The sequence below is a fragment of the Fructilactobacillus cliffordii genome (assembly GCF_024029355.1).
Classification (GTDB): domain Bacteria; phylum Bacillota; class Bacilli; order Lactobacillales; family Lactobacillaceae; genus Fructilactobacillus; species Fructilactobacillus cliffordii.
The window spans coordinates 573,264-596,797 of sequence record NZ_CP097117.1; the positions used below are offsets into that span (position 1 = coordinate 573,264).

Here is a 23,534-nt window from a genome sequence, read left to right on the forward strand (position 1 = left end):
TTCTCATCATTTTTTTACAAATCAAACTAAATAGGTTCTAACTAGCAAGCGGCTGTTTGCCAAACCACCGATAAGCACCATAAATTCCGTTCACCAGTTTAATCACTTCGAGCGCCAGCATGGAAGCCGAAGCGGGACTCAGAACCTGAAACTGGCGGTACCAAATGATTAGACTAACCACATCCCAAGCAATCCAAATTAACCACTGGGAGCGGTAACCGCCTAGCATTAAAAGCATTCCCATGACACTCAACGGTAACAAACAGGCATCTAAATAAATCTGCGTACCGTGTAGCCGTTTACTAAAAAACAGCACGATTAAATAAAGCAATACTAATCCAGTAATTACCAACCCAATCTGCCATTTCTTTAGCTTCCGTGGTTGCAAAAAACGCTGTTGCGTTTGCTGCTTTAGTTCCTTTCCCCACCAAAAGATCCCCAGGGTTTGGGTAACCAGATAATAAAGATTCGTCGCTAAATCACCAATCAAACGATTTTGCCAGTCAATCACTAAAAACAAGAGCGATTCAAAAATGCCCCAGCTATAGTTTGTAATTTTACCTTCATCACACAACATTAAGTTAATCACGCTAAAAACACTAGCGGCTAACGAGAGCCACCCAATCAGGCTGGTAAATTCCCGACTAATTGCAAACACCACTAAGATGATTACTAAGTTAATCGTTAATAGAAGTTTGGTCGCTAATTGTAAATGACGTAGATCAAAGGCATTCTCCCGCCAGCTAAAGGTTTTTTGAACTGCATCCCACATTGACATCACTCCATCTTTTTTAAGGTAAACAAAAAACCCTTTAAGTTTACCTTAAAGAGTTTCGTTTTCATACTAATTTTACTTATTCGGGATCTTCTTCTGGACGCATAGTTGGGAATAACAAGACGTCCCGAATGGATGGGGCATCCGTCAAGAGCATTACTAACCGGTCAATTCCGATTCCCAATCCACCCGTAGGCGGCATGCCGTATTCCAAGGCTTTAACGTAATCTTCGTCAATTCCTTGAGCTTCGTCATTTCCGTTTTCACGTTCCTTAACCTGGGCTTCAAACCGTTCCCGTTGGTCAATTGGATCATTTAATTCAGAAAAGGCGTTCGCATACTCGTTCCCTAAGATGTACAGTTCAAATCGATCCGTAAAGCGCGGATCTTCTTCGTTCTTCTTAGCCAGCGGAGAAATTTCAATTGGGTGACCGTACACAAAGGTTGGGTCCGTAATCGTTGGTTCCACAAAGGTTTCAAAGAAGGCGTTAATGATGTGACCCACTTTCCAATACGATTCGTATTGAACGTGGTGTTCGTCGGCTAGTTGCTTAGCTTTGTCATCCGTCATTTGTGGCCAGAAGTCCACACCCGTTACTTCCTTAATGGCATCCACCATGTGAATTCGTTTGAAAGATTGATCCAAGTTCACTTTTTGACCTTGGTATTCAATCTGACCGTTATCGCTAACCACTTTAGCTGCACTGCGGAAGATTCCCTCCGTTTCGTCCATCACATCGTGGAAATCAAAGTAAGCAGCGTAGCTTTCTAATTCGGTAAATTCCGGATTGTGTTCCTTATCCATTCCTTCATTCCGAAAGACCCGACCAATTTCATAGACACGACCCATGCCCCCTACAATCAACCGTTTCAGGTGCAATTCCAGCGCAATCCGCAGATATAAATCAATGTCTAACGCGTTATGGTGAGTAATGAACGGACGAGCAGAAGCTCCCCCAGCTGATTGGTGAAGGACCGGCGTTTCTACTTCCGTAAAATCTAATTCATCATCAAGGTATTTGCGAATAGCCTTAATAATTTGGGCCCGTTTTTGGAACCTGTCAAAACTTTCCCGGTTCGAAATCAAATCTAAGTACCGTTGCCGATATTTTTGTTCCTTGTTTTGTAGACCATGATACTTATCTGGTAACGGTCGTAATGACTTGGACAAAAAGGTCACGTTGTTTGGTTTTACCGTTAATTGACCCATATCTGTCTTAATCAATTCGCCTGTAAAGCCGAGAAAATCACCGATGTCGGCCCGTTTAAAGATGTGGTACTCTTCATCACCAATTACGTCTTTTCGAACGTAAACCTGAATCCGGCCGGTCCGGTCGAGAATATCGGCAAAGCCAACCTTCCCACTCCCCCGCTTGGCAACCATTCGGCCCGCGATGGAAACCTGAATGTTCTTTTCTTCTAATTCGACTTTTGAGTATCGATCGTATTCATCAGTCAACGGTTGGGCTAACGCTGTCACCTTAAACCGGTGGCCAAACGGATCGATTCCGGCTTCGCGGAGCTCGTTCATTTTTTCCCGACGCACCCGCATCTGGTCGTTCATTTGGCGTTCTTGTTTTCTCTTTTGTTTCGGATCTTGTGCCACACTAATTCCTCCAAACTAAATAACTAGTTCAATTTTAACATAGACCAATTAACCTTGTACGGCCGCCTGGCGTTTTTTCTGCCGAGCTTCTGTCTTAGCCACAAAATCATCCATAATTTGAATCATTTCGGCCTCGGTATCTGCACTCGTCAGTGCAACCTTGGTCCGTGCGGAGTGCGACAGCCCCTTGAGGTAGTAGGGAGCGTGCCCTCGGAATTGATGGGCACCCACGTATTCACCCTTGAGATCTACAAGCCGGTGCAAATGTTCCTTAGCCACCGTCATTTGTTCCTCTACTCCAGGTTTGGGTAAAATTTCACCCGTTTCTAGGTAGTGATTCATCTGGGTCAGAATCCATGGATTTCCTTCAACGGCTCGCGCCATCATAACGGCGGTCGCCCCGACTTCATCTAGCATCTGTTTGGCCATTTGCGGAGTCGTCACATCCCCGTTTCCAATAAATGGAATCGTTAAGGCATCTGAAACTTCCTTCAAAATTTCCCAGTTAGCGTGTCCCCGGTACATTTGTTCTCGGGTCCGACCGTGCATGGCCACGGTCGACGCGCCGGCCTTTTCAGCTGCTAGTGCGTTTTGCACAGCGTAGATATGATCATCATCCCAACCAGTCCGCATTTTGACCGTGACGGGTTTGCTAACGGCAGCCGTTACGGCTGACACCATCTCGTACACTTTATCCGGATTTAAGAGCCACCGCGCTCCCGCTTCACACTTAATGACCTTGTTTACCGGGCACCCCATGTTGATGTCAATGATATCGGCTGCCGTTTTTTGATCAATAAACTTGGCTGCTTCCACCAGCGTTTTCTGATCTCCACCAAAGATTTGAATGCTCATGGGGTGTTCTTCAGCTTCCACGTTGGTCATATCCAACGTTTTCTGGTTCTTAAACATGATTCCCTTGTCAGAAATCATTTCACAAACGACCAGTCCGGCTCCAAATTTCTTACAGATAACCCGAAAGGCTGAGTTAGTAACTCCTGCCATTGGCGCCACTACCAATGGATTATCAATTTGCACGTTTCCAATTTCCCAACTGCGGTCTTTACTCATGATTGCCACCCTTTGCTTGCTTGTTCAAAATGTTTACTAAATCATCTTCAGAAAAATCATATTTAGTGCCACAGAAATTGCAAACCACTTCAGCACCGTGATCCTCATCAATAATTTCTTGCAGGTCTTTGCGACCAATTCCGGCCAACCGTTGTGCAAATTTTTCTTTAGAACAATCACAGTAAAAGGAAACCGGCAAATGTTGTAAAATTTTCACGTTTTCTGCACCAAAGATGACGTCAATCAAGTGTTCCGGATTACCATATTCCTTTAAGGTGATTGCAATTCCAGGAAGGGTCTTCAAGCGTTTTTCTAATTTTTCAATCGCATCTTCGTCCGCACCCGGCATTGTTTGAATCAGGTAACCACCGGCTACTTCCACTTCATTTTGTTCATTAATTTCCACGGAGACCCCGAGCGCCGATGGGATCTGTTCTGACTTAGCCAAGTAGTAAGCAAAATCGTCGCCAATTTTGCCGCTCACTAACGGCACACTACTAGAATACGGTTCTGTACCGCCAAGGTTCTTTAACACTTCTAAGAAACCGTCGGTACCGACTCCAGCAGCGACGTCAATTTCACCATCGTTCAACCGGGGTAGATCAATATCAGGGTGCTGAACATAACCCTTAACGTGACCGGCCGCATCAGCATCAATCAACATCCCGCCGACCGGTCCCTGACCGTTCAAACGAATTGTCATCCCTTCTTTTCCCTTTAAAGCTGAGTTGGCCAGCAATAAACTAGCCACTAACGTTCGTCCCAGCGCTACCGCTGAGGTACTTTGCAAGTGATGTGCTTGCTGTGCCGTTTTCACTACATCCGTTGCGTTCACAGCTAAAACCCGAAAGTTTTGGTCGTTCGTAAGGGCTTTAACTAATTGATCTTTTGTATTTGGCATAATTATTCCTCCATCAAAATAGTTTTTAGCTTGATGCGAAAAGAGCGCAAGCATTTCTGCTTACGTTCTTCATCGCACTATTCATCATTAGAATCGTCATCGCCATGAATGGTGATGTCATCATCATGTTTGATTTCATTGTTCAATTCATGAGCTTCCTGATTTTCCTTTGTTGTTGCCTTACGTTCGGCTTCCGTAAAGGTTTCACTTTCGTTTTCAGGAGCTTCATCTTCTGCCGGCATCTTCCCAGTCTTGTACAAGCTTAGAATTTGCTTTTCGTCTAACGTTTCGTACTTCAAGAGGGCGTCGGCAATCGCCTTGTGTTGTTCACGGTGTTCCGAAATAATCTTCTTGGCCATCTGGTGTCCTTCATCGGTAAAGTGCTTAACTTCTTCATCGATGGCGTTAGCCGTTTCCTGCGAGTACTTCGGTGCCGCATATGGATCAGCATTCGGATCTTCTAACGCAACTGTTCCCAGTTTATCGGTCATCCCGTACTGGGTCACCATAGCCCGGGCAATTTGGGTTGCCTGCTGGAAGTCATTGGATGCTCCAGAGGATTCGGAATCAAAGATGATTTCTTCAGCACTCCGGCCCCCCATCATTCCGGCAATTTGTTCCATGGCGTCCTTCTTAGACAACAATTGTTGGTCTTCTTTAGGGAGCATGATGGCATACCCACCAGCGCGACCCCGTGGGACAATCGTAACCTTGTGGACGACCCGAGCGTCGTTTAAGACCAGCCCCACAATCGTGTGACCGGCTTCGTGGTTGGCCACCACTTCTCGTTCGTGTTGACTGATGACCCGGTTCCGTTTAGCTGGTCCGGCAATTACCCGATCTTCCGCTTCATCTAAGTCGGCAGCGGTGATTTCAGAACTATTCCGTCGTGCCGCTAGCAAGGCCGCTTCGTTTAAAAGGTTAGCTAAGTCAGCCCCCACGAAACCAGGCGTTTGCTTGGCAATTTCTTTTAAGTCAACGTCCTTAGCCATTGGCTTATCTTTGGAATGAACCTTTAAGATAGCCTCTCGGCCGCGCACGTCTGGTTGACCTACGAGAATCTTTCGGTCAAATCGACCGGGACGAGTTAAGGCTGGATCAAGAACGTCAGACCGGTTGGTAGCAGCCATCACGATGACTCCTTCATTTCCAGAGAATCCATCCATTTCCACCAGTAACTGGTTCAAAGTCTGTTCCCGTTCGTCATGACCGCCACCCATGCCATTCCCACGGCGACGGCCTACTGCATCAATTTCATCAATAAAGATGATTGCTGGTGCTGATTTCTTGGCTTCCGAAAATAAGTCCCGCACCCGGCTTGCACCGACCCCGACGAACATTTCTACGAAGTCAGAACCAGATAGAGAGTAGAACGGCACACCAGCTTCACCGGCAACTGCTTTAGCCAGTAAAGTTTTCCCCGTTCCGGGAGGTCCCTCTAGTAAGACCCCTTTGGGAATCGTAGCTCCCAAACTAGTAAATTTCTTCGGATCCTTTAAGAATTCAACCACTTCAACCAGTTCTTGTTTTTCTTCATCTTCACCAGCCACGTCCTTAAAGCGAACCTTGCTTTCAACTGGCTTAGCTTTGGTCTTGCCGACCTTCATCACGCCACCAGGGCCACCGGCACCACCACCAGCCTGTTTCATCATCATGTAAAACAAGTAAATGAAGATTAACAGGGGTAAAACAGAAACAATTAGGTTAATCCAAAACCCACTCGACTGCGTGGGTTTTGCGTTCACCTTCACGTTATGTTGTTGGGCAACGCTATTAACCTCTTTAACGGTTGAATCACTCTTCACCAACGTCGTGGTAAAATTCTTGACCTTTACGCTAGCTTGATCAGATTTCTCCAATCCCTTTTTGGTTACCGTAAATGAAGGAAGTCCCCCCGATGTGGCTACTTTAGCCTTTTGGGGCTTCCGATATTGTCCGGTTACCTTGTAAATTCCATCTGCCGATTCAATGTTAAAGTTACTTACTTTATCGGACTTCAAGTCCTTCATGAACTGGCTAGACTCAATTTTTTGGGATTTTGGTCCATTGCTGGTGCTGCCACCGGTAGCAAACAGGACAACCCCCATCGCTAACACAAAAGCAATGATATAAAACAGACTACTTCTAAAAAGTCCATTTTTATTATTTTTCATTTGTGTCCTCCAATTTGATTAAATTAACATACAAAATCTTATCACTTTTTGAAATGAGAAACGACTGATTAATCTTGATAAATTTCCGGCTTCAAAATTCCCACGTATGGTAAATTACGATACTTACCTTGGTAGTCTAGTCCATAGCCCACCAAAAATTCGTTGGGAACGTTAAAACCGACGTAATCGGCCTGTATCCCTTCAACCTGCCGAGCCTCTGGCTTATCCATTAACATGCAAACCCGCACCGAAGCAGCGCCCCGTTTTTTCAGCAGTTCCTTCAGATAAGCTAACGTGTGCCCGGTATCAACGATATCATCAATCAGGAGGACGTCGCGGTCGGACACGTCTTCATCAATGTCTTTCACCATTTGAATATCACCACTGGACTGCGTGCCCCCGTGGTAACTAGATACGTCAATAAAGTCGATATCCATGTACAAATCCATCTGCTTAATTAAATCTGCCGTAAAGGGAACGGCCCCCTTTAAAACACAGATCACTAAGGGTTTTTTGCCTTGGTAATCCCGGGTCAGTTGCTGCCCGAGCCGTTGGCAGGCGTCTTGAATCTTTTGTTCACTATACAAAATGGTTTGGATATCGTCGTTCATCGTTTTTCCTTTCATTTTTAATTGCCAAGAGATACTTATGTGCACGAGCGTCGTACACTTGATAACTTACTTTAAATCCAATTAGCGCTACCACAAACTGTGTCGCGGTTTCTAACACCAGACAGTGTTGTCGTTGCTCCAAAGGAACCTTTTGGTTAATTAAAACCCGCCGAATCCGTTGCGAATGATTATCAGGCAGTGCAATTCGATCGTCAGCTTGCCATGGTCTAACATGTAGGGGCAGTTGTTGCTCCGTGAACCATACCGATTGCGTGTGCACATCACTTGGAAACGAATGCTCAGGGGAAAATACCCCAAATTGCCCCTGCCCCGGGAGTTCATACCAGTGGTTTAATACTACCATAAACGGTTCAGACGCTTGGAAATTTTCTGCTAAATTTGCGGATTTTTTTTGCAACTGGATCCACCGGTACCGTTTTTGTAACTGCCATCCTTGTCCCAGGTCAATTTCCCCTTGCGGCTTGCTCCGATTCTGGATGAGTCGGCAGGCCGCTTGTAACTTGGTTGTAGATAATGGTTTAACTTGAATCCGATGCCACAAAGCAGGTAGCAGGGACTCCAAAACCGGCTGATCCGTCGCAGTTACTTGATAAGCTAATCCATTAGAACGTTCGTGTAAACGGTTTGGATCAATCAGACGGTCCGCCAATAACGCATACTGTTTTTCCAACCGTTGTAAGTTAGTTGCAAACTGGGATAAATGAGCGGTTGCTTGCGCATTTTCCTGCTGCAATGCAGGCAACACATGATGCCGAATTCGGTTTCTCATCACCCCATCTGCCAGATTAGTAGCGTCTTCAAACCAGGTTAGGTGGTAGTCACGCGCGTACTTGACCAACGTTTGCTTAGGGACCGCTAACAATGGGCGAAGTAACTGGCCGGAAAAAAACTGGCGCTGTGCTTGCATTCCTTGTCCCGCCCCCACGTCTCCAGAGCGAATTAACTTCATTAAAACCGTTTCGGCCTGATCGTTTTGATGATGGGCAGTCACCACTGCTTGAGCGTGCTCTTGGTCCAAGACTCGATGAAAGAATTGATAGCGAGCCCCGCGAGCCTGGTCTTCCATCCCCTGGCTAACATCCTCATGGTCCCAGTGCCACACAGCTAGGGGCAAATGATGAGCTCCGCAGTACCGCCGTAAAAATCGTTCTTCGGTTTCACTAGTAGGACGCAACTGGTGGTTAACGTGAGCCACCACTAGACGAAAATGGGGCTGGGCCACTCGTTCTAAAAGATGAAGCAAAACCATCGAGTCCACCCCGGTAGAAACTGCCACAATCAATGTTGCCCCGGGGAATAGTCGCGCAGCTTGTAGGCGGGCCTGCACTTGTTGTTCTAACTGGTCCATCATTTCTCCTCAGACGAAAAAAGCCGAACCCACTGGTCCCGCTTTGGTAATTTACTTGCGACGACCGCCACGACCGCCACGTTTTCCTTCGGTATTCTTTTTAATTTCTGACAAACGAGTTTCACTCTTCTTTAAAAATCCCGATAACATGTCATCAAATTTTTCATCTTTCGTTTCCGCATGATGAGGAGCTTTTGCTTGAGCGGAAGCATGACGTTGTGGCTTGGAAGATGCTGGTCGTTTTGAACCATGATGTGCTTCAGCCTGGTGCTCTGATTCCTGAGCAGCCCGAATGGACAATCCGATCTTCCCGTCGCTGCCCACTTTGGTTACTTTCACCTTTACTTCGTCACCAACCGCCAAGACATCATGGATATCCTTCACATAACCATCTGCAACTTGGCTAATGTGAACCAAGCCGGTTTGATGATTCCCTAAGTCAACAAATGCTCCAAATCCGGTAATTCCGGTAACTTTCCCTGTCAGGATTTCTCCAACTTCAAGCGCCAAAAATTTGTTCCTCCTCAGTTAAATTATTAGCATTATAACATAAAATCACAAAGTCGTGAAAAAAGCGGAGACCCGTCCGGGTTTCCGCTTTATTTATTTCTTTACGAAGTGATAATTGGTTTCGCCTTTTTTCCCATAGTCGTACTTAGAATGAGCCAGGGCTTTCACGTAATCTTGATTCTGTAACCGTTGATCTCGTTTTTGTAATTTACGGTGTTCGCGTTGCCGTTTTTGTAACGTCGTTTGCTCCCGATCAATGCTATGATTCATCGAGCGAATTTGGGCATTCGTTGTAAACAGTTGGATACCCAAAAACACCAGTCCTACAGCAAAAACTGCGATTAACATAATGGCTCGCCGAATCCGCCGTTTAACGATCTGAGGATTGCGACCTTGTTGATGGGGACGACGCGGTCCAATTGCTTCATGCAACTGGGCTACGTTACTTTTTTCATTATTCACCAACTATCACCTCGACCTTTGATTATTTTCCTTGTTAATCATGATACAACAAGAAATTGTACTTTACAATAATTCGTCGGATTCTTTTTGGTAATCCCGTTGGTATTCTTCGTTAACCACTTCATACATTGCAGATGCATCCGTTTTTTTCGTAGTTTGCAAAAGTTGTAAGACCCGAACGGTCAAGGTTTTGTTTCCAAATTCAATTGTTACTTCATCTCCAACGCCGACCTTACCAGCCGACTTCGCGGGTTTGCCGTTAATTAAAACCCGACCCTGGTCAGCGATTTGCTTGGCCACGGGCCGGCGTTTAATAATGCGAGATAATTTCAAAAATTTATCAATTCTCATGGACTTTTTCTCCTTTTACTTGTGGTTTAGCTTTTTCTAACGCCTGAACGAGATGATCTAATTCGCTCAACCACTCGGCTTCTGACATGGTGGATTGAATGATCAATTTTAGTTGAAATCGTCCAGAAACCATGTTAACTGTGGCGCGGAACTTTGTCGTGGAGATCGCTCGCAGTAAGTCTTGGCTTTGATAAAGTTGAGATCCCTGCTTGCTCAGCGTAATGACAACGGTCTGCCCGTCTCGATTGATCCGATCAATCAAGGCGTAGTCAGCTACCATTTTAATGAAATCAATGGTTAACAAGTTAGCAACGGCCGGTGGATACTCCCCAAACCGGTCAATTAAATCACTTTGCAACTCGGTAAACTGCTCTTCACTATCGAGTTGCCGAATCCGCTTGTAGAGTTCAATTTTTTGCTGAGGATCAGCAATGTAATCGCTTGGCAAGTAGGCTTCAATTCCCAGTTCCACAGTTGCATCCGTCTTAACCGATTGCCGGTTCTTCCCTTGTTTGTTAGCGACCGCGTCGTTTAACATCTGGGTATACATGTCGTATCCGACCGAATCAATGAAGCCATGTTGCGCCCGACCGAGCACATTACCGGCTCCCCGAATTGATAGATCTCGCATGGCCACCTTAAATCCAGAACCCAGCTCCGTAAAGTCCTTAATGGCTTCCAATCGATTTTCCCCAGCTTCCGTCAGCACCTTGTTCGGTTGGTACATAAAGTACGCTTGCCCGACTCGGTTACTTCGACCAATTCGTCCCCGAATTTGATACAACTGGGCCAGTCCCATTCGATCAGCATCCTCAACGAACAACGTATTGACATTGGGCATATCCACTCCAGTTTCAATGATAGTGGTAGTCACCAGCACGTCATAATCGCCGTTCATGAAGTCGTATAAAATTTGTTCCATCTGGTTTTCAGTCATCTGACCGTGAATATAGCCAATCCGTGCGTCCGGAATCAGAGTTTGAAGATGTTCCACCTTAGCTTCAATGTCCTTAACCCGGTTATGCAGGTAAAAAACCTGACCATCCCGCTGCATTTCGCGCCGAATTCCATCCACAATCGCCGCATCATTTTGCTCCATCACGTAGGTCTGAATTGGATACCGGTTGGCTGGTGGCGTTTCAATTACGGACAAATCACGAACCCCCATCATGGACATGTTTAAGGTCCGGGGAATCGGCGTGGCCGTCAGGGTCAACACGTCCACGTTTTGCTTCAGTTCCTTCAATTTTTCCTTGTGCTTGACCCCAAACCGCTGCTCTTCGTCCACAATCAGTAAGCCCAAGTCGTGATATTTAACGTCATTAGAAAGCAGACGGTGAGTGCCGACCACGATGTCCAGCTCGCCACTCTTTAGATTGGCTAAAGTTTGCTTGGTCTGGCGCGCACTGTTAAATCGAGATAACACCCCAATTTCCACCGGAAAGTTTTCAAAGCGGTTCGTGAGCGTTTCATAGTGTTGCTGGGCTAAAACTGTGGTTGGTACCAGAAAAGCGACCTGCTTACCCGCTTCCACTGCTTTAAACGCAGCTCGCATGGCAACTTCCGTTTTTCCATATCCGACATCCCCCACTAACAAGCGATCCATCGGGTGAGGTTGTTCCATGTCATGTTTAATTTCTGCCGTACTCCGCAATTGATCTGGAGTTGGTTGGTAAGGAAAGGCGGCTTCAAATTCTAATTGATAGTCATCGTCATCTGGAAAGGCAAAGCCCGGGGTGTGTTCCCGCTTAGCGTAAAGTTCGACCAACTCATCCGCCATGTCGTCAACCCTTTGGGCCACTCGACTTTTGGTTTTGGCCCATTCATTCCCGCCAAGCTTGTTTAAACGGGGATGTTGCTCCTCTGCCGCCACATATTTTTGAATCAGATTTAACTGTGTAACCGGAATAAAGATGTGCGCGCCTTTTTGGTACGTAATCGTCAAATAATCCTGATGTTTGCCGTCAACTTCCATGGTTTGCATTCCATCGTAGCGCCCAATTCCGTGATTGACGTGCACCACGTAGTCTCCCGGTTTTAAATCGGTATAGCTCTTGATTCGCTCCGCGTTTGTAAACCGTTGCTGGCGCATCCGTCGCGGCTTATTCCGTTCGTTAACTCGTTGAAAAAGTTCGTGTTCCGTAATCAACGCAAAGTTCGCGTCGGGTAGTTCAAAACCAGTCGTTAAGTCTCCCGTCACAATTTGCGCTTGATCTGCAGCTAACTGATCAACACTGGTTGCCGTCAGTTTCATGTCAAAGTCCTGAAAGGTCTGTTGGACCTGGTGAAGGCGTTTGGAATCAGTGACCATCACCACCACCGTCGTTAGACTGGCTTGGTAACGTTCCATTTCCGTTTTTAACAGTGGCATCTGGCTAAAGAAGCGCTGCATCGGTCGCACCGAAATATTAATAATGTCATCCAATCGCATCCGTCCCAGCCCTTTTTGAAACAAGGATAGCAACAACCACGGCTGCTGGCTAGCACGCAAAACGGTAGTTAAATTTAAACTAACTGGTTGGTTCGGAAAGAGTTGGTGTTTCTCTTGGACCGATTCCTTCCAGTTGGCTTCATCTTGTTCTAACTGTTGGTTAGCATCGCGGATCCGGGCATAGTCATCAAAGACTACGATTCCCGTTTGCGACAGGTAGTCTAACAATGAAGTTTCCTTGGCGAACAAAAAGTGCGCGTAAACCTGCCACTCCGGATTGGTCACCTTAGTTTTTAAATCGCTAATTAAGGCGATTATATTGTCATGAAGCTGTTCGTCCGTTACCTTTCGCAGTTGTTCTTGTAAGGCAGTAACGGCATGTTCCCGGTCACTAGCCGTGGGTAAGAAATCCGTAGCCGGTAGAATAGTGGCCTCTTCTAAATTTTTAATGCTACGTTGGCTCGCCGGATCAAAGCTCCGCAGTGAATCAATTTCCGTATCAAAGAAATCCAGTCGGACAGGTGATTCGGCGTTTAATGGATAAATATCAATAATCGAACCCCGAACCGCAAACTCACCAGGTACGGCAACCAGGTTCTTACGACTATAACCCATTTCAGCTAGTTGTCGTTGTAGCTCGATTAAATCAAAATCTTCCCCAAGTTTGATCACCAACCGGGCAATTGCAAAGTCAGCCGGACGCGGGAGATCCCTTTTTAAACCGGCAGTTGAGGCGACCACTATTGCTGATTGATCCCCCTGCAGCGCCTCCAAAGCCTGAACCCGTTCGGCCCGAAACTCAGGAGAACTGGTCGCCACCTCGGCCGCAATTAATTCTTCAGCGGGAAACAAAAACACTGGAACGTTCAGTGGTCCTTCACTAAACTCCTTAACCGCCCTTTCAGCGTGTTCCAAAGTATCAGTCACGTACAGTAACGGTTGCTGCCGGTCTAAAACCAGCGTTTCTAACAATAACTTTTGGGCAATGCCACTGGTGCCGGTCACTAACTGACGGTTCTGGGGCGCTAGGTTTGCCTGAATTTGTTGGTACTGTGGTAATGCTTGAAAGACGTTCGTTAATTCCACAATAATCCTTTCTGACCCCCCGGCCTAGTTAAATTGGTTCTCAAGCTTGGGAAAGTCCGTCCCGGCTACCCATTCTTCTAGTGCTTTCGTGCTGTGGTCGAGTGCTTCAGCCAGTGGCCCTTGTTGTTCTAAACTAAAACGACTGAGGACATAATGCACAACGCTCTCTCGTTTTGGGTGATCAGTCCCAATCTTAATGCGGTTAAACTGGTCGGTCCCTAAATGCGCAATCAAACTCTTAATCCCATTGTGACCACCAGCTGATCCGTGGGTCCGGAGCCGAATTCGACCGACATGTAAATCCATGTCATCATACACCACCACAAGGTCGTCTAACGTTAACTTATAAAATTTCATCAGTGGACCCACGGCGCGTCCCGATTCGTTCATGTAAGTCGTTGGTTTCACCAACAGCACCTTTTCCCCGTTTACCATCCCACTAGCTAGGTCTGCTTCCATTTTATGTTGGGTAAAGGTCAGTTGGTGCGTCATCGCAAACTGATCTAGCACCATAAATCCCGTATTATGTCTAGTTCCGGCGTATTGATCTCCCACGTTGCCTAAGCCTACAATCATTTTCATCTCGTTTTCTCCTTTGCTCTAATTATTAGTAACGCCGAAAAAGAGACTGGTTTGTTTTCCACCCTCTTTTTCGCTATGTATAGCCCATTTAATCAGTTCCTACACTCAGGGACAACGCTTGGTTCACGCGGTCCATGATGGAATCCGCTAAATGGGTCACCTTATCGCGTAATCGTTGTTTATCAATCGTCCGGATTTGTTCCAATAAGATTACTGAATCTCGTTCAATTCCGGTTTGCTTGGCAGCGATAGCAATGTGAGTTGGCATCCGCGGCTTACTGATTTGTGCTGTAATCGCCGCCACAATTACCGTGGGGCTGTAATGATTCCCAATGTCGTTTTGAATCACCAACACCGGGCGCAACCCCCCTTGTTCAGATCCAACGACCGGTGACAAATCAGCAAAAAAAACATCACCACGCTTAATGGACGTTTCCCTCATTAAATCTAACCTTTCGTTCTTAAAGTCTATGGTTATTGCATTTCATCATAATATTTATTTAAGTTAAAAATCGACTCGTACTGACAGGCCGAAAATTCATCCACAATCCGTTGGTTTAAACCAGCCATCGACTGATAGCCATACGCCATTTGATTCACAAGCGGATTAAGGTTAAAGCGAAACGCAGTTGGTACAGAGACCGGTCGCTGATTCCACATCCAACCAGTTGGCATCGAAAAAGCAGTCTGAATAGCAGCTAAACGGTAACCCATGGTCAATCACCTCGACTCCTTGGTCGCTAAATTAGTTTGATAATACACCCGTGGCAGCCGTTGTGAAAAGCCACAGGCTAGTTCATAATGAATCGTTTGACACTGTTCTGCCATCTCTTGCAGAGTAATGGTCTCACCGTGATCAGTTCCAATCAAGGTGACAGGCGTATGCACGGGTACGGACCCCGGTAACTTCACCATCATTTGATCCATACAAACTCGCCCCACGATTGGACAACGTTCCCCGTTTACCAAAACAGAAAAACCCTGTAACGAGCGCCGAAGACCATCCGCATATCCCAGCGGAATTGTACCAATCCAGGTGGGTTTGGTAACTGAATAAGTGGCCCCATAACCAATCGAACGACCCGGTACCACCTGCCGCACGGACACCAGTTCTGAAGTTAAGCTCAGCGCTGGTTGCAAAGAAAACGGTGGTTTGATGGCAGTTCCTGATGGATTTAATCCGTACATGGCAATGCCATAGCGGACTAAGTTGGCCTCCGGCACTGGATGCCAGAGATCAGCAGCCGAATTGGCCACCGAAACGTAGCGAGGTAAGCACTCAATGACTGCTAACATGGCGCGAAAGTTCTGCAGTTGAAAATTGAAGTACCGTTCATCGGGACTATCCGCGGTCGCAAAATGCGTATACAACCCCTGCCAGTCAAATTCATCCTGCATCTGTTGCAAGTTGACGTCAAAATCCCGCACCTCAGTAGGCGTTTGCAAACCAATTCGTCCCATCCCACTATCTAAGGCTAAGAAAAATTTAAGCGGTTTTTCAACCCGCAACTCGTGTTTTAAACGAGCAGCAGCGCGTAGCCACGTTACATCCGCCACTGTAACCGTAATGTCATACTTTGCAATTAGGTCTACCTTGGTTTCGTCCGTGAGCCCTAACACTAAAATCGGTTGAGAGACAAAACCTGCCTGCCGTAACTGAATCGCTTCGTCTAAGACCGCCACACAAAACCCAGTAGCACCGGCTCGGAGAGCGGCTTGGGCTACTTGAATCGCTCCGTGACCGTAAGCATCAGCCTTAACGACCGCAAACAATTCCGTTCCTGGTTGCAAGCGCGTCACAGCGTTGTGAACGTTTGTTTCAATTGCAGTTTCATTAATTAAAATTTGTCCGTTTCGATTCCGTGCAACGACCATCTTGTTCTCCTCATTCGTTAAATTGTTCTCATTATATCATTTTCAGGAATCCAGCGAGGGTCTGAGCTGACCTTCCTTGGAAATAAATACGCAATTCCCCGCTAAATACTGGTAACAAAAAAGTCCTTTAGCTTTTCAACTAAAAGACTCCTAGTTATTTAGTGTTTGTTCTTAATCACAAAGTTGTTTTTGCGACTGTGATGTTGGTCGCCATGTTCGCGATGATCGTTACGGCGTTTGCCACGGTAGTTACTGGAACCACCCCGGCGATTATTGCGGCGATATCCACCTCCACTGTGACGACCATTCCCGCGACCACCATGACTCTTCAGCGGACGTTCGGGTGTGATGTGGACCTTCACCTGGTCACCAGAAAGCTCATTTAACAAAGCAGCCACTAAATCAAGACCATCGTACTGGTCCAATAACTCTTGGGCTACGCCGCTAAAGCGATTGGTATCGGTCTTTTGCACTAATTTGGCAACGTCATCCTTAGCAAACTTAAGTTGACCAGCTAAGGCTTCATCAGCTGTAGGTGGCTTCAATGGTAGCATCCGCACCTTGGTTAACTTTTCAATTCCCCGCAAGTAACTCATTTCGCTTGGCGTCACAAACGTCACAGACGTTCCGTGATGTCCGGCTCGACCCGTCCGGCCAATCCGGTGCACGTAACTTTCTGGATCCTGTGGGATATCAAAGTTATAAACGTGGGTTACCCCAGAAACATCAATTCCCCGAGCTGCCACATCAGTAGCGACCAAGTAGTTAATTTGATCACGTTTAAATTCATTCATGATCTGGGTCCGTCGATTTTGGGTTAAATCTCCGTGTAAACCAGCGGCCTGGTACCCACGGGCAATCAGGCCCTTAGCCACTTCATCCACCCGCCGTTTGGTCCGACAGAAGATGATGGTAACTTTCGGTTGGTTTACATCAAATAACCGGGTCATCGTATCAAACTTCTCATTATCACGAACTTTTACGTAATACTGATCTACTAAGTCGGTTGTCAGTTCTTTAGCCTTAACCTTAACCTGCTTGGGGTCAGTCATGAACTGGACTCCAACCCGTTTAATCGGAGCGGGCATCGTAGCTGAGAATAACATTGTTTGTCGATCCTCAGGGGTTTGTTTGATAATCTTTTCGATGTCTTCTAAGAAACCCATGTTTAACATTTCGTCGGCTTCATCGAGAACCAGGAAACGCACATGGTCTAACTTCAGCGTGCGGCGTTGGATGTGATCCAACAACCGGCCGGGAGTTCCCACGATAATCTGGGGTTTCTTCTTTAAGTCATAAATTTGTTTCCGGATGTCAGAACCACCGTACACTACTTGGGCGCGGGCTCCTTCTCCTTTCCCCAGCTTTTGAATCTCACGTTGGGTCTGAATGGCTAATTCCCGGGTGGGAGAAATTACTAGCGCCTGCACGTCCGGATTGTTAACGTCAATCCCCTGCAAAATGGGCAGAGCAAAAGCCGCCGTTTTTCCGGTTCCCGTTTGGGCTTGTCCAATCACATCTTCCCCATTTAAAGTTAAGGGAATCGTTTGGGCCTGAATGGCAGTTGGTTCCGTGTACCCGTTGGCTGCCACTGCTTCTAATAGGCTAGCTGTTAATCCTAATTCTTGAAAATTCAAATGTGTTCCTCCTACTTGAAACATCAGTGTAAATTCAATTCCGTTCTTGAAAAAAATCCGTTTTTCGCGTTTCGATCGGAATCTGATTTACTAGTTATATGCTAATAATACCGATTAATCGTGCTTAATTTTAAAAAAAACAACTTCTCCAGCATACAACAAAAGTCAAATTTAATCAAACTATTCGTTATCGGAACTTGTTAAAGTAGTGAGGATTTTTTCTAAGTGCATTCCGTGACTGGCCTTTAAGAGAACCTCGTCTCCGGGAGCAATGTGCTGACGTAAATCCTGCGCTAATTCTGGCAGTTGATCTGCAGAATAGTGAAATAGCGTCTGTTCCGGTTGGTAGCGCTTCATGAGCGCCGTAAATAAGGCGGTCATTTGAGTTCCAACTAGAAAGACCAACTCAATTGCTTGGGAATCAAATGCATCTGCCAAACCGGCGTGCATTTGTTCAGCATGGTCCCCTAGTTCCAACATATCTCCTAACACCACGATTCGTTTTCCGGTTAATTCAGTGTTAGAAAAGGCCTGTAAAACAGCTCGGACCGCGGTAGGGTTGGAATTGTAAACATCACTTAGAATTAATTCACCCTGGTTTCCCTTCACCCATTCTGCTCGGTTAGCAGTTAAATTCGGATGTGCTAAGCCACTGCGCAAATTAGCGGGCGTCACCTTGAGCAACTCCCCCACACTTAGCGCGGCTAAGGCGTTGTTCACGTTGTAATCACCGATGAGCGGAATCGTAAATTCAAAGTCTTGCCACCGGTTAGTTTGAAACCGTGTCTCCCGATCACTTTCCTCGATCTGGGTCGGATAAATATCGTTGGTTCCCTGCCGACCAAAGCTAAAGCGGCGCAAATCTTTATCCAACGGATGGTCAGCTAATAAAGGTTCATCGCCGTCGTACACAAACACCCCGTCGTCAGTCAAGCCATCCGTAATTTCTAACTTGGCTTCTGCAATCCTAGCACGGGTTCCAAAGAACTCAATGTGAGCTTCGCCAATCATCGTAATGACCGCGATGTCAGGATTAACCAACTCACTCAATCGATGCAATTGTCCTGGCCGATCCATTCCCATTTCGACCACCAAGACCTCGGTGTTTGAATTCATCGATAAAATGGTGATGGGCACGCCAATTTCGTTATTAAAGTTATCTTGGGTTTTGGTCACGTTAAAAGTGGTTTGCACCACTCCCGCAATCAAGTCCTTCGTGGTGGTTTTCCCGTTGCTACCAGTTACCGCCACCACTTTCGGATTGATTTTGGCTAGGTAGTATTTGGCTAGACGTTGTAAGGAGGCCAGTGGATTCGCCACAATGATGACTGGAAAATCGACTGGTGCATCCGCAACACGTTCATCGGCCCATAAGGCTGCTACTGCGCCATGGTCAATGGCACTTTCTATGTAATCATGACCGTCCCGTTCTCCTTCTAGCGGAACAAACAAAGCGCCTGGTTTTAACGCCCGACTATCAAACGCTACAGAAGTAACTTCAAGTGAAGTCGCTGTTACTGGTTGTAATTTTCCTTCAACCGCCCGAGCAATTTCATCTAGTCTCATTTTCATAAATTAATACTCCTAATGGGTACAAAATCAATGCATCAACTACAATTCTTCTCATTATAACATTAATGACACAAAACCGGATTCACTCCTAGACGAAGTCGTTTAAGTCGGTTCCCTCGGGTTGTTGATCAATGGCAATCGTCCACTTGTTGCTCATCGTGTTGTAAGTCAACGTGCCACCCGGTCGTGTCTCCGCCTTGAGTTGCGCCTCACTACTCCAGATTACCTTTTCTGGTTCTGTTTTCTTCAAGAAAATCGGTACCTCAAACTTCCGATGGTGTTCTTTCGTGAGGTCAAAGGCTAAAATCATGCCTCGGCGACTCAGATGGAGTAATTGATCCAAAATCGATTGATTTAGGTCTTTAATTGGTAACGGGCGGGCAAAGATCCGCTTTGAATTCCGGAATTCCCGCAGGTGACGCTTAATGCTTAAGGCCAGGATGTGATCTTGTTCGGCAAAGTCTAAAAAGTAAATTCGTTTAAATCCATTGTTACCACCAACATAGACAATTTGATTACGTAGTTTACCTAAAAAAGGCGTGCGTCGGTAAGTGGGAATCCCCATATGACCAAGATACAGCAGATCAGCAATTTCACCATCCGTTAATGAGTCAATTCCGTCTTCGGTTTGATAGTTAATCCACTTGTTATTATTCTCTAGACCTTGTTCCCCCAGAATGTACTCACGCACCTGATTACGTCCTACTACTAATGGGAACTTAGCGTGTGAGTTGTACCGATTAGACCGTTCAAAATCATCGTTTAACAACAAAATACTGTGTGGAATTTCACTAACTCCATTAATAAAGTCGGCAGCTGTAATGCCCCAGGCCACGCCGAAACGTTCGGTGACACTCACGCGTAGATAAATGAGATTGTTTAGCATGTGCTCACCCCTCAATAATTCAATCGTCTCCAATTATACGCCCTCGCAGCCTAGAAAAAACAGGAATTGATGGATTTCTTCTCAATTTACCTCTCAAATAATCAAAACAATGCCGTTTTCAAGTTTAATTTGCTATCATGGTTATTACGAAGCATTTTTTAGATTGGAGTGAATTAACGTGAAACCAACTAACGTTTTATTCGTTTGTTTGGGTAACATTTGCCGCTCACCAATGGCGGAATCCATGTTTAAACAGTTAACCGCAGAAGCAGGTGTCGCAGATCAATACGTCATTTCGTCGGCAGCAACTAGTGATGAAGAAGCAGGAAATCCACCCCATCCAGGGGCACTCCAGACGCTTAAAAAACACGGCTTGGACGCAAGTAATCATCGTTCGCATCCCCTAACGCCGACAGATTTAGAAGCCGCTGATTACATCATTACTATGGACACAACCAACCTTGTGGACGTCCGAGAACGGTTATCAAAAGCAGAGCAAGCAAAAGCCCACCTCTGCATGGACGTGGTTCCGGGACAAGACGGGATTAGCATTGCTGATCCCTGGTACACTCATAAGTTTGAAACTACCTACGACATGCTAACCGAGTCCCTGCCCCTCTGGCTAGACCAGATGCAACAAACACGACGGGAGGCGAGCCCCCATGAGTGAGACAGAACAGTCTGCCGATAGCGAAGCCCCCTTTACGGTGCCTAAAAAGATTTGGCACCGCAACTTAATCGCCCTCTGGGTGGGTCTCTTTTTAACCAGTATGGGTTTCAGTGAGTTAATGCCCTTTCTTTCCTTATACATTGAAACTCTGGGGAATTACACCCACAGTGAACTAAGCCTATACAGTGGACTCGCCTTTTCGGCGTCCTTCATTGTGGCAGCGGTCGTATCCCCGCTTTGGGGCAGTTTAGCCGATCGGTACGGCCGACGGCTAATGCTGTTGCGAGCTTCACTCGGAATGGCCATCTGTGTGCTGTTGATGGGATTTGCCACCAACGTTTGGATGATTATCGGACTGCGGTTCATTCAGGGAATCTTTTCGGGGTACATGCCCAATTCCAACGCATTGTTAGCCATTCAGGTTCCCAAAAAGGAAAGCGGAAAGGCGCTTGGAATCCTCTCCACTGGTGGTGTTTCTGGTGCATTATTTGGTCCCTTTCTGGGCGGGATTTTAGCCTCCGTTTTCAGTTATCGAGTCACCTTTTTCATCACGGGCAGTTTGATGCTAGTCGTTTTCTTTGTCACTTTGTTCTTTGTCAAGGAAAAGTTTCAACCCGTCGCCAAGGAAGACAACTTACACACTAAAGAAGTCATTCACGTCCTTCCCCACCCCAAGTTAATCTTTGGAATGTTTGTGACGACGATGATCATTCAGGCTTCCAACAACTCGATTTCTCCAATTCTCTCTTTGTACGTCAAACAGATTATGCACGGGAGCCCCACGGTAACTTTCTTTAGTGGAGTGGTTGCTGCAGTGCCCGGAATTTCCACCCTCGTGGCTGCTCCCCGCCTTGGGGCCATCGGAGATCGAATTGGCTCTGAAAAAATCATGATTTTTGGCTTTATTCTAGCCATCTTCCTCTACGTTCCAATGGCATTTGTGACGAACGTCTGGGAGCTGATGATCCTTCGCTTTCTGTTAGGCGTCTCTAACGCCTGTATGCTACCGGCGGTGCAAGCCATCATTGCCAAGAATACGCCGGCGCAGGTTACCGGCCGGATCTTCAGTTGGAACCAGTCCTTTCAGGCGGTTGGAAACTTTAGCGGACCGATGATTGGTTCGGTCGTTTCCTCAATCTTTGGTTACTCTGGAGTGTTCATCTCCACCTCGATCCTGGTGTTCTTAAACCTGTGTCTGGTTCTCAATGATACGAAAACCATCCGCCAGGCTCATTAAACGTAATTAATATTAAACAAAAAAGCTTCTTCCAAAATGGAAGAAGCTTTTTTCGTGGTTGTACCTTAGTTGGCAAAACCATATTTTTTGTTGAAACGATCCACAGCTCCATCGGCTTGAGCAGTCTTTTGCTTCCCAGTGTAGAATGGGTGGGAATCAGAAGAAACTTCAACCCGGATCAATGGGTAAGTCTTACCATCAATGTCAATCGTTTGATCTGAAGTAGCGGTTGAGCCCGTAATAAACTTGAAGCCCGTACCTGAATCTTGGAAGACTACTTCATGAAAATCTGGATGAATTCCTTTTTTCATAATAATCTCGCTCCTTTGCCCTGAATTTATAAAACCCAGAGATTGATTTCAAAATTCTCAACTTTTGTAGTGTATCACTAATCTAATTTACGTGCAACCGCGCCTAATCAAGCTGGGTAATCAGTTCGACGTCCGCATGCAAGTCAGTTAATTTCCGTTCAATGTTATCGTATCCGCGTAAAATATTATCGCTTTCTTCCACGATGGTTTCCCCATCAGCCATTAACCCGGCGATCATCAGCGCCGCTCCGGCTCGAATTTCTCCGGCGGCAACAACTGCTCCGTGTAACTCAGGGGTGGGATGCACAATAATCTGATTGCAATCATTAACGCTAATCCGCGCCCCTAACTTTTGTAGTTGAGCGATGTGCTTTTGCCGTTGGGGATAAATCGTATCAGTAATGATACTCTCACTCTGAGCAGTCAGTAACAACGGAGTTAACGGTTGTTGCCAATCCGTTGCAAAATTAGGGAACGGTGCCGTGGTCACGTTCACGCCCCGGAGTTCCCCCGATTTTTGCACATAAATGGCATTGTCATTGATCGATAGATCCACGCCCATTTCCCGCAGTTTTGCAATAAACGGTTGCAGGTGCTCTGGAACCACATTTTTAATCAGAATGCCATCCCCAACCGCTGCTGCTAGCGAAAGGTAGGTTCCCGCTTCAATCCGATCCGGAATCACAGTGTGAATCTGTTGTTGGTGAAGATGATCCACTCCTTCAATTCGAATTACATCCGTTCCGGCTCCAGAAATGTGCGCCCCCATTTCGTTTAGAAACGCAACTAAGTCAACAATTTCTGGTTCCCGGGCCACATTATGAATCGTGGTAACCCCACGTGCCCGCGTTGCCGCCAAAATAGCGTTAATGGTGGCTCCGACAGAAACCATTTCAAAGAAGATGGGTGCTCCGACGAGGCCATTTTCGGTGGCATCAATGTATACGGTGTCCCCGTTTTCGGTTACGTGGGCTCCCAGTGCCTCAAAAGCCCGAATGTGTTGGTCAATCGGCCGGGGTCCGATGTTATCGCCCCCGGGGAAACTCACCACGGCCCGATGAAACTTGCCTAACAGCGCCCCCATAAAGTAGTACGACGCCCGTAATTTTTTAATTGCTTTACTGGGTAAGTGACCAGTTTTAATTTCAGTAGGATCGATTTGTAACACGCCATCCGCAAAATAGGATGAAACGTTCATTGATTGGAGAATTAACATTAGATTATGAACATCAAGAATGTCTGGGACCATGTCTAATTTAACCGGGTTGTCGGCGAGGACAGCCGCTGGAATCAGCGCGACAACGCTGTTCTTAGCTCCGCCAATCGTTACTTCCCCGTGTAAGGAATGACCCCCATGGATTTTCATAATACTCATTGTCTTTAATCCTCACTATCTTACTTGATCGTCACGTCTTCAATCATAAGTAAAACCAGCGTG

Annotated in this window: 22 protein-coding genes; 2 read left to right on the forward strand and 20 right to left on the reverse strand. The window is 46.3% G+C overall.

Translation table 11 applies throughout. The features are described 5' to 3' along the window. Positions 1–37 precede the first annotated feature (37 nt). The 18 genes from pnuC to M3M38_RS03015 form a co-directional block, all read right to left on the reverse strand. The gene (gene pnuC / locus M3M38_RS02930) at positions 38–772 is read right to left on the reverse strand and encodes a nicotinamide riboside transporter PnuC (RefSeq protein ID WP_252814722.1); all 735 of its coding nucleotides are present in this window, start codon (positions 770–772) and stop codon (positions 38–40) included. An 82-nt stretch (positions 773–854) separates the two neighbouring features. Then, positions 855–2,339, reverse strand: coding sequence for a lysine--tRNA ligase (gene lysS / locus M3M38_RS02935; RefSeq protein ID WP_252767481.1), 1,485 nt, complete (start codon positions 2,337–2,339; stop codon positions 855–857). Between the two features lie 90 nt (positions 2,340–2,429). After that, positions 2,430–3,452, reverse strand: coding sequence for a tRNA dihydrouridine synthase DusB (dusB, locus tag M3M38_RS02940; protein ID WP_252814723.1), 1,023 nt, complete (start codon positions 3,450–3,452; stop codon positions 2,430–2,432). Further along, a complete protein-coding gene (gene hslO / locus M3M38_RS02945; protein ID WP_252766270.1) occupies positions 3,445–4,353 on the reverse strand; it encodes an Hsp33 family molecular chaperone HslO in 909 nt (302 codons plus the stop codon). Before hslO ends, dusB begins: the two co-directional genes overlap by 8 nt. Positions 4,354–4,430: 77 nt before the next feature. Next, on the reverse strand, positions 4,431–6,506 hold the full coding sequence (ftsH, locus tag M3M38_RS02950) for an ATP-dependent zinc metalloprotease FtsH (protein WP_252766271.1): 2,076 nt from the start codon (positions 6,504–6,506) through the stop codon (positions 4,431–4,433). Positions 6,507–6,574: 68 nt separating this feature from the next. Continuing rightward, on the reverse strand, positions 6,575–7,117 hold the full coding sequence (gene hpt / locus M3M38_RS02955) for a hypoxanthine phosphoribosyltransferase (RefSeq protein ID WP_252814724.1): 543 nt from the start codon (positions 7,115–7,117) through the stop codon (positions 6,575–6,577). Beyond that, the gene (tilS, locus tag M3M38_RS02960; protein ID WP_252814725.1) at positions 7,086–8,486 is read right to left on the reverse strand and encodes a tRNA lysidine(34) synthetase TilS; all 1,401 of its coding nucleotides are present in this window, start codon (positions 8,484–8,486) and stop codon (positions 7,086–7,088) included. Before tilS ends, hpt begins: the two co-directional genes overlap by 32 nt. Positions 8,487–8,537: 51 nt before the next feature. Continuing rightward, the gene (locus M3M38_RS02965; RefSeq protein WP_252766274.1) at positions 8,538–8,996 is read right to left on the reverse strand and encodes a S1 domain-containing RNA-binding protein; all 459 of its coding nucleotides are present in this window, start codon (positions 8,994–8,996) and stop codon (positions 8,538–8,540) included. A 93-nt stretch (positions 8,997–9,089) separates the two neighbouring features. Beyond that, entirely contained in the window at positions 9,090–9,458 is a 369-nt protein-coding gene (locus tag M3M38_RS02970; protein WP_252766275.1) for an FtsB family cell division protein, read from the reverse strand. Positions 9,459–9,521: 63 nt separating this feature from the next. After that, entirely contained in the window at positions 9,522–9,809 is a 288-nt protein-coding gene (locus M3M38_RS02975) for an RNA-binding S4 domain-containing protein (RefSeq protein ID WP_252766276.1), read from the reverse strand. Next, the gene (gene mfd, locus M3M38_RS02980) at positions 9,799–13,326 is read right to left on the reverse strand and encodes a transcription-repair coupling factor (protein WP_252814726.1); all 3,528 of its coding nucleotides are present in this window, start codon (positions 13,324–13,326) and stop codon (positions 9,799–9,801) included. Before mfd ends, M3M38_RS02975 begins: the two co-directional genes overlap by 11 nt. Before the next feature lie 24 nt (positions 13,327–13,350). Next, positions 13,351–13,908 carry an aminoacyl-tRNA hydrolase gene (pth, locus tag M3M38_RS02985; protein WP_252814727.1) on the reverse strand — a complete coding sequence of 186 codons (558 nt, stop codon included), beginning with the start codon at positions 13,906–13,908 and terminating at the stop codon, positions 13,351–13,353. Positions 13,909–13,996: 88 nt separating this feature from the next. Further along, on the reverse strand, positions 13,997–14,350 hold the full coding sequence (locus M3M38_RS02990) for a type II toxin-antitoxin system PemK/MazF family toxin (protein WP_252766279.1): 354 nt from the start codon (positions 14,348–14,350) through the stop codon (positions 13,997–13,999). 32 nt (positions 14,351–14,382) lie between these two features. After that, positions 14,383–14,628 carry a hypothetical protein gene (locus tag M3M38_RS02995; protein WP_252814728.1) on the reverse strand — a complete coding sequence of 82 codons (246 nt, stop codon included), beginning with the start codon at positions 14,626–14,628 and terminating at the stop codon, positions 14,383–14,385. Then, positions 14,629–15,783: an alanine racemase gene (gene alr / locus M3M38_RS03000; RefSeq protein WP_252814729.1), complete on the reverse strand. Its 1,155-nt coding sequence runs from the start codon at positions 15,781–15,783 to the stop codon at positions 14,629–14,631. 158 nt (positions 15,784–15,941) lie between these two features. Next, positions 15,942–17,420 (reverse strand): degradosome RNA helicase CshA, encoded by a 1,479-nt coding sequence (gene cshA, locus M3M38_RS03005; RefSeq protein ID WP_274705795.1) that lies wholly within the window; start codon positions 17,418–17,420, stop codon positions 15,942–15,944. Positions 17,421–17,600: 180 nt separating this feature from the next. Then, a complete protein-coding gene (locus tag M3M38_RS03010; RefSeq protein WP_252814731.1) occupies positions 17,601–18,992 on the reverse strand; it encodes a UDP-N-acetylmuramoyl-tripeptide--D-alanyl-D-alanine ligase in 1,392 nt (463 codons plus the stop codon). A gap of 88 nt (positions 18,993–19,080) precedes the next feature. Continuing rightward, positions 19,081–19,878, reverse strand: a complete 798-nt coding sequence (locus tag M3M38_RS03015; RefSeq protein WP_252814732.1) for a hypothetical protein — start codon at positions 19,876–19,878, stop codon at positions 19,081–19,083. 178 nt (positions 19,879–20,056) lie between these two features. Between M3M38_RS03015 and M3M38_RS03020 the strand changes: the two genes are divergently transcribed. Further along, positions 20,057–20,548: a low molecular weight protein-tyrosine-phosphatase gene (locus M3M38_RS03020; RefSeq protein ID WP_274705796.1), complete on the forward strand. Its 492-nt coding sequence runs from the start codon at positions 20,057–20,059 to the stop codon at positions 20,546–20,548. Further along, positions 20,541–21,785 carry a multidrug efflux MFS transporter gene (locus M3M38_RS03025; RefSeq protein ID WP_252814734.1) on the forward strand — a complete coding sequence of 415 codons (1,245 nt, stop codon included), beginning with the start codon at positions 20,541–20,543 and terminating at the stop codon, positions 21,783–21,785. The genes M3M38_RS03020 and M3M38_RS03025 overlap by 8 nt, the downstream gene beginning before the upstream one ends. Positions 21,786–21,850: 65 nt before the next feature. On the opposite strand, the gene M3M38_RS03030 is transcribed toward M3M38_RS03025, so the two are convergent. Together M3M38_RS03030 and M3M38_RS03035 are read right to left on the reverse strand one after the other, a co-directional pair. Next, the gene (locus M3M38_RS03030; RefSeq protein ID WP_252766286.1) at positions 21,851–22,096 is read right to left on the reverse strand and encodes a type B 50S ribosomal protein L31; all 246 of its coding nucleotides are present in this window, start codon (positions 22,094–22,096) and stop codon (positions 21,851–21,853) included. A gap of 103 nt (positions 22,097–22,199) precedes the next feature. Further along, on the reverse strand, positions 22,200–23,471 hold the full coding sequence (locus tag M3M38_RS03035) for a UDP-N-acetylglucosamine 1-carboxyvinyltransferase (protein WP_252814735.1): 1,272 nt from the start codon (positions 23,469–23,471) through the stop codon (positions 22,200–22,202). Positions 23,472–23,534: the final 63 nt, after the last annotated feature.

Excerpts from the sequence above, each read along its gene's own strand:
- pnuC (WP_252814722.1), bottom strand. The coding sequence starts at position 772 with ATGTGGGATGCAGTTCAAAAAACCTTTAGCTGGCGGGAGAATGCCTTT.
- lysS (WP_252767481.1), bottom strand. The coding sequence starts at position 2,339 with ATGAACGACCAGATGCGGGTGCGTCGGGAAAAAATGAACGAGCTCCGC.
- dusB (WP_252814723.1), bottom strand. The coding sequence starts at position 3,452 with ATGAGTAAAGACCGCAGTTGGGAAATTGGAAACGTGCAAATTGATAAT.
- hslO (WP_252766270.1), bottom strand. The coding sequence starts at position 4,353 with ATGCCAAATACAAAAGATCAATTAGTTAAAGCCCTTACGAACGACCAA.
- ftsH (WP_252766271.1), bottom strand. The coding sequence starts at position 6,506 with ATGAAAAATAATAAAAATGGACTTTTTAGAAGTAGTCTGTTTTATATC.
- hpt (WP_252814724.1), bottom strand. The coding sequence starts at position 7,117 with ATGAACGACGATATCCAAACCATTTTGTATAGTGAACAAAAGATTCAA.
- tilS (WP_252814725.1), bottom strand. The coding sequence starts at position 8,486 with ATGGACCAGTTAGAACAACAAGTGCAGGCCCGCCTACAAGCTGCGCGA.
- M3M38_RS02975 (WP_252766276.1), bottom strand. The coding sequence starts at position 9,809 with ATGAGAATTGATAAATTTTTGAAATTATCTCGCATTATTAAACGCCGG.
- pth (WP_252814727.1), bottom strand. The coding sequence starts at position 13,908 with ATGAAAATGATTGTAGGCTTAGGCAACGTGGGAGATCAATACGCCGGA.
- M3M38_RS02990 (WP_252766279.1), bottom strand. The coding sequence starts at position 14,350 with ATGAGGGAAACGTCCATTAAGCGTGGTGATGTTTTTTTTGCTGATTTG.
- alr (WP_252814729.1), bottom strand. The coding sequence starts at position 15,783 with ATGGTCGTTGCACGGAATCGAAACGGACAAATTTTAATTAATGAAACT.
- M3M38_RS03010 (WP_252814731.1), bottom strand. The coding sequence starts at position 18,992 with ATGAAAATGAGACTAGATGAAATTGCTCGGGCGGTTGAAGGAAAATTA.
- M3M38_RS03015 (WP_252814732.1), bottom strand. The coding sequence starts at position 19,878 with ATGCTAAACAATCTCATTTATCTACGCGTGAGTGTCACCGAACGTTTC.
- M3M38_RS03025 (WP_252814734.1), top strand. The coding sequence starts at position 20,541 with ATGAGTGAGACAGAACAGTCTGCCGATAGCGAAGCCCCCTTTACGGTG.
- M3M38_RS03030 (WP_252766286.1), bottom strand. The coding sequence starts at position 22,096 with ATGAAAAAAGGAATTCATCCAGATTTTCATGAAGTAGTCTTCCAAGAT.
- M3M38_RS03035 (WP_252814735.1), bottom strand. The coding sequence starts at position 23,471 with ATGAGTATTATGAAAATCCATGGGGGTCATTCCTTACACGGGGAAGTA.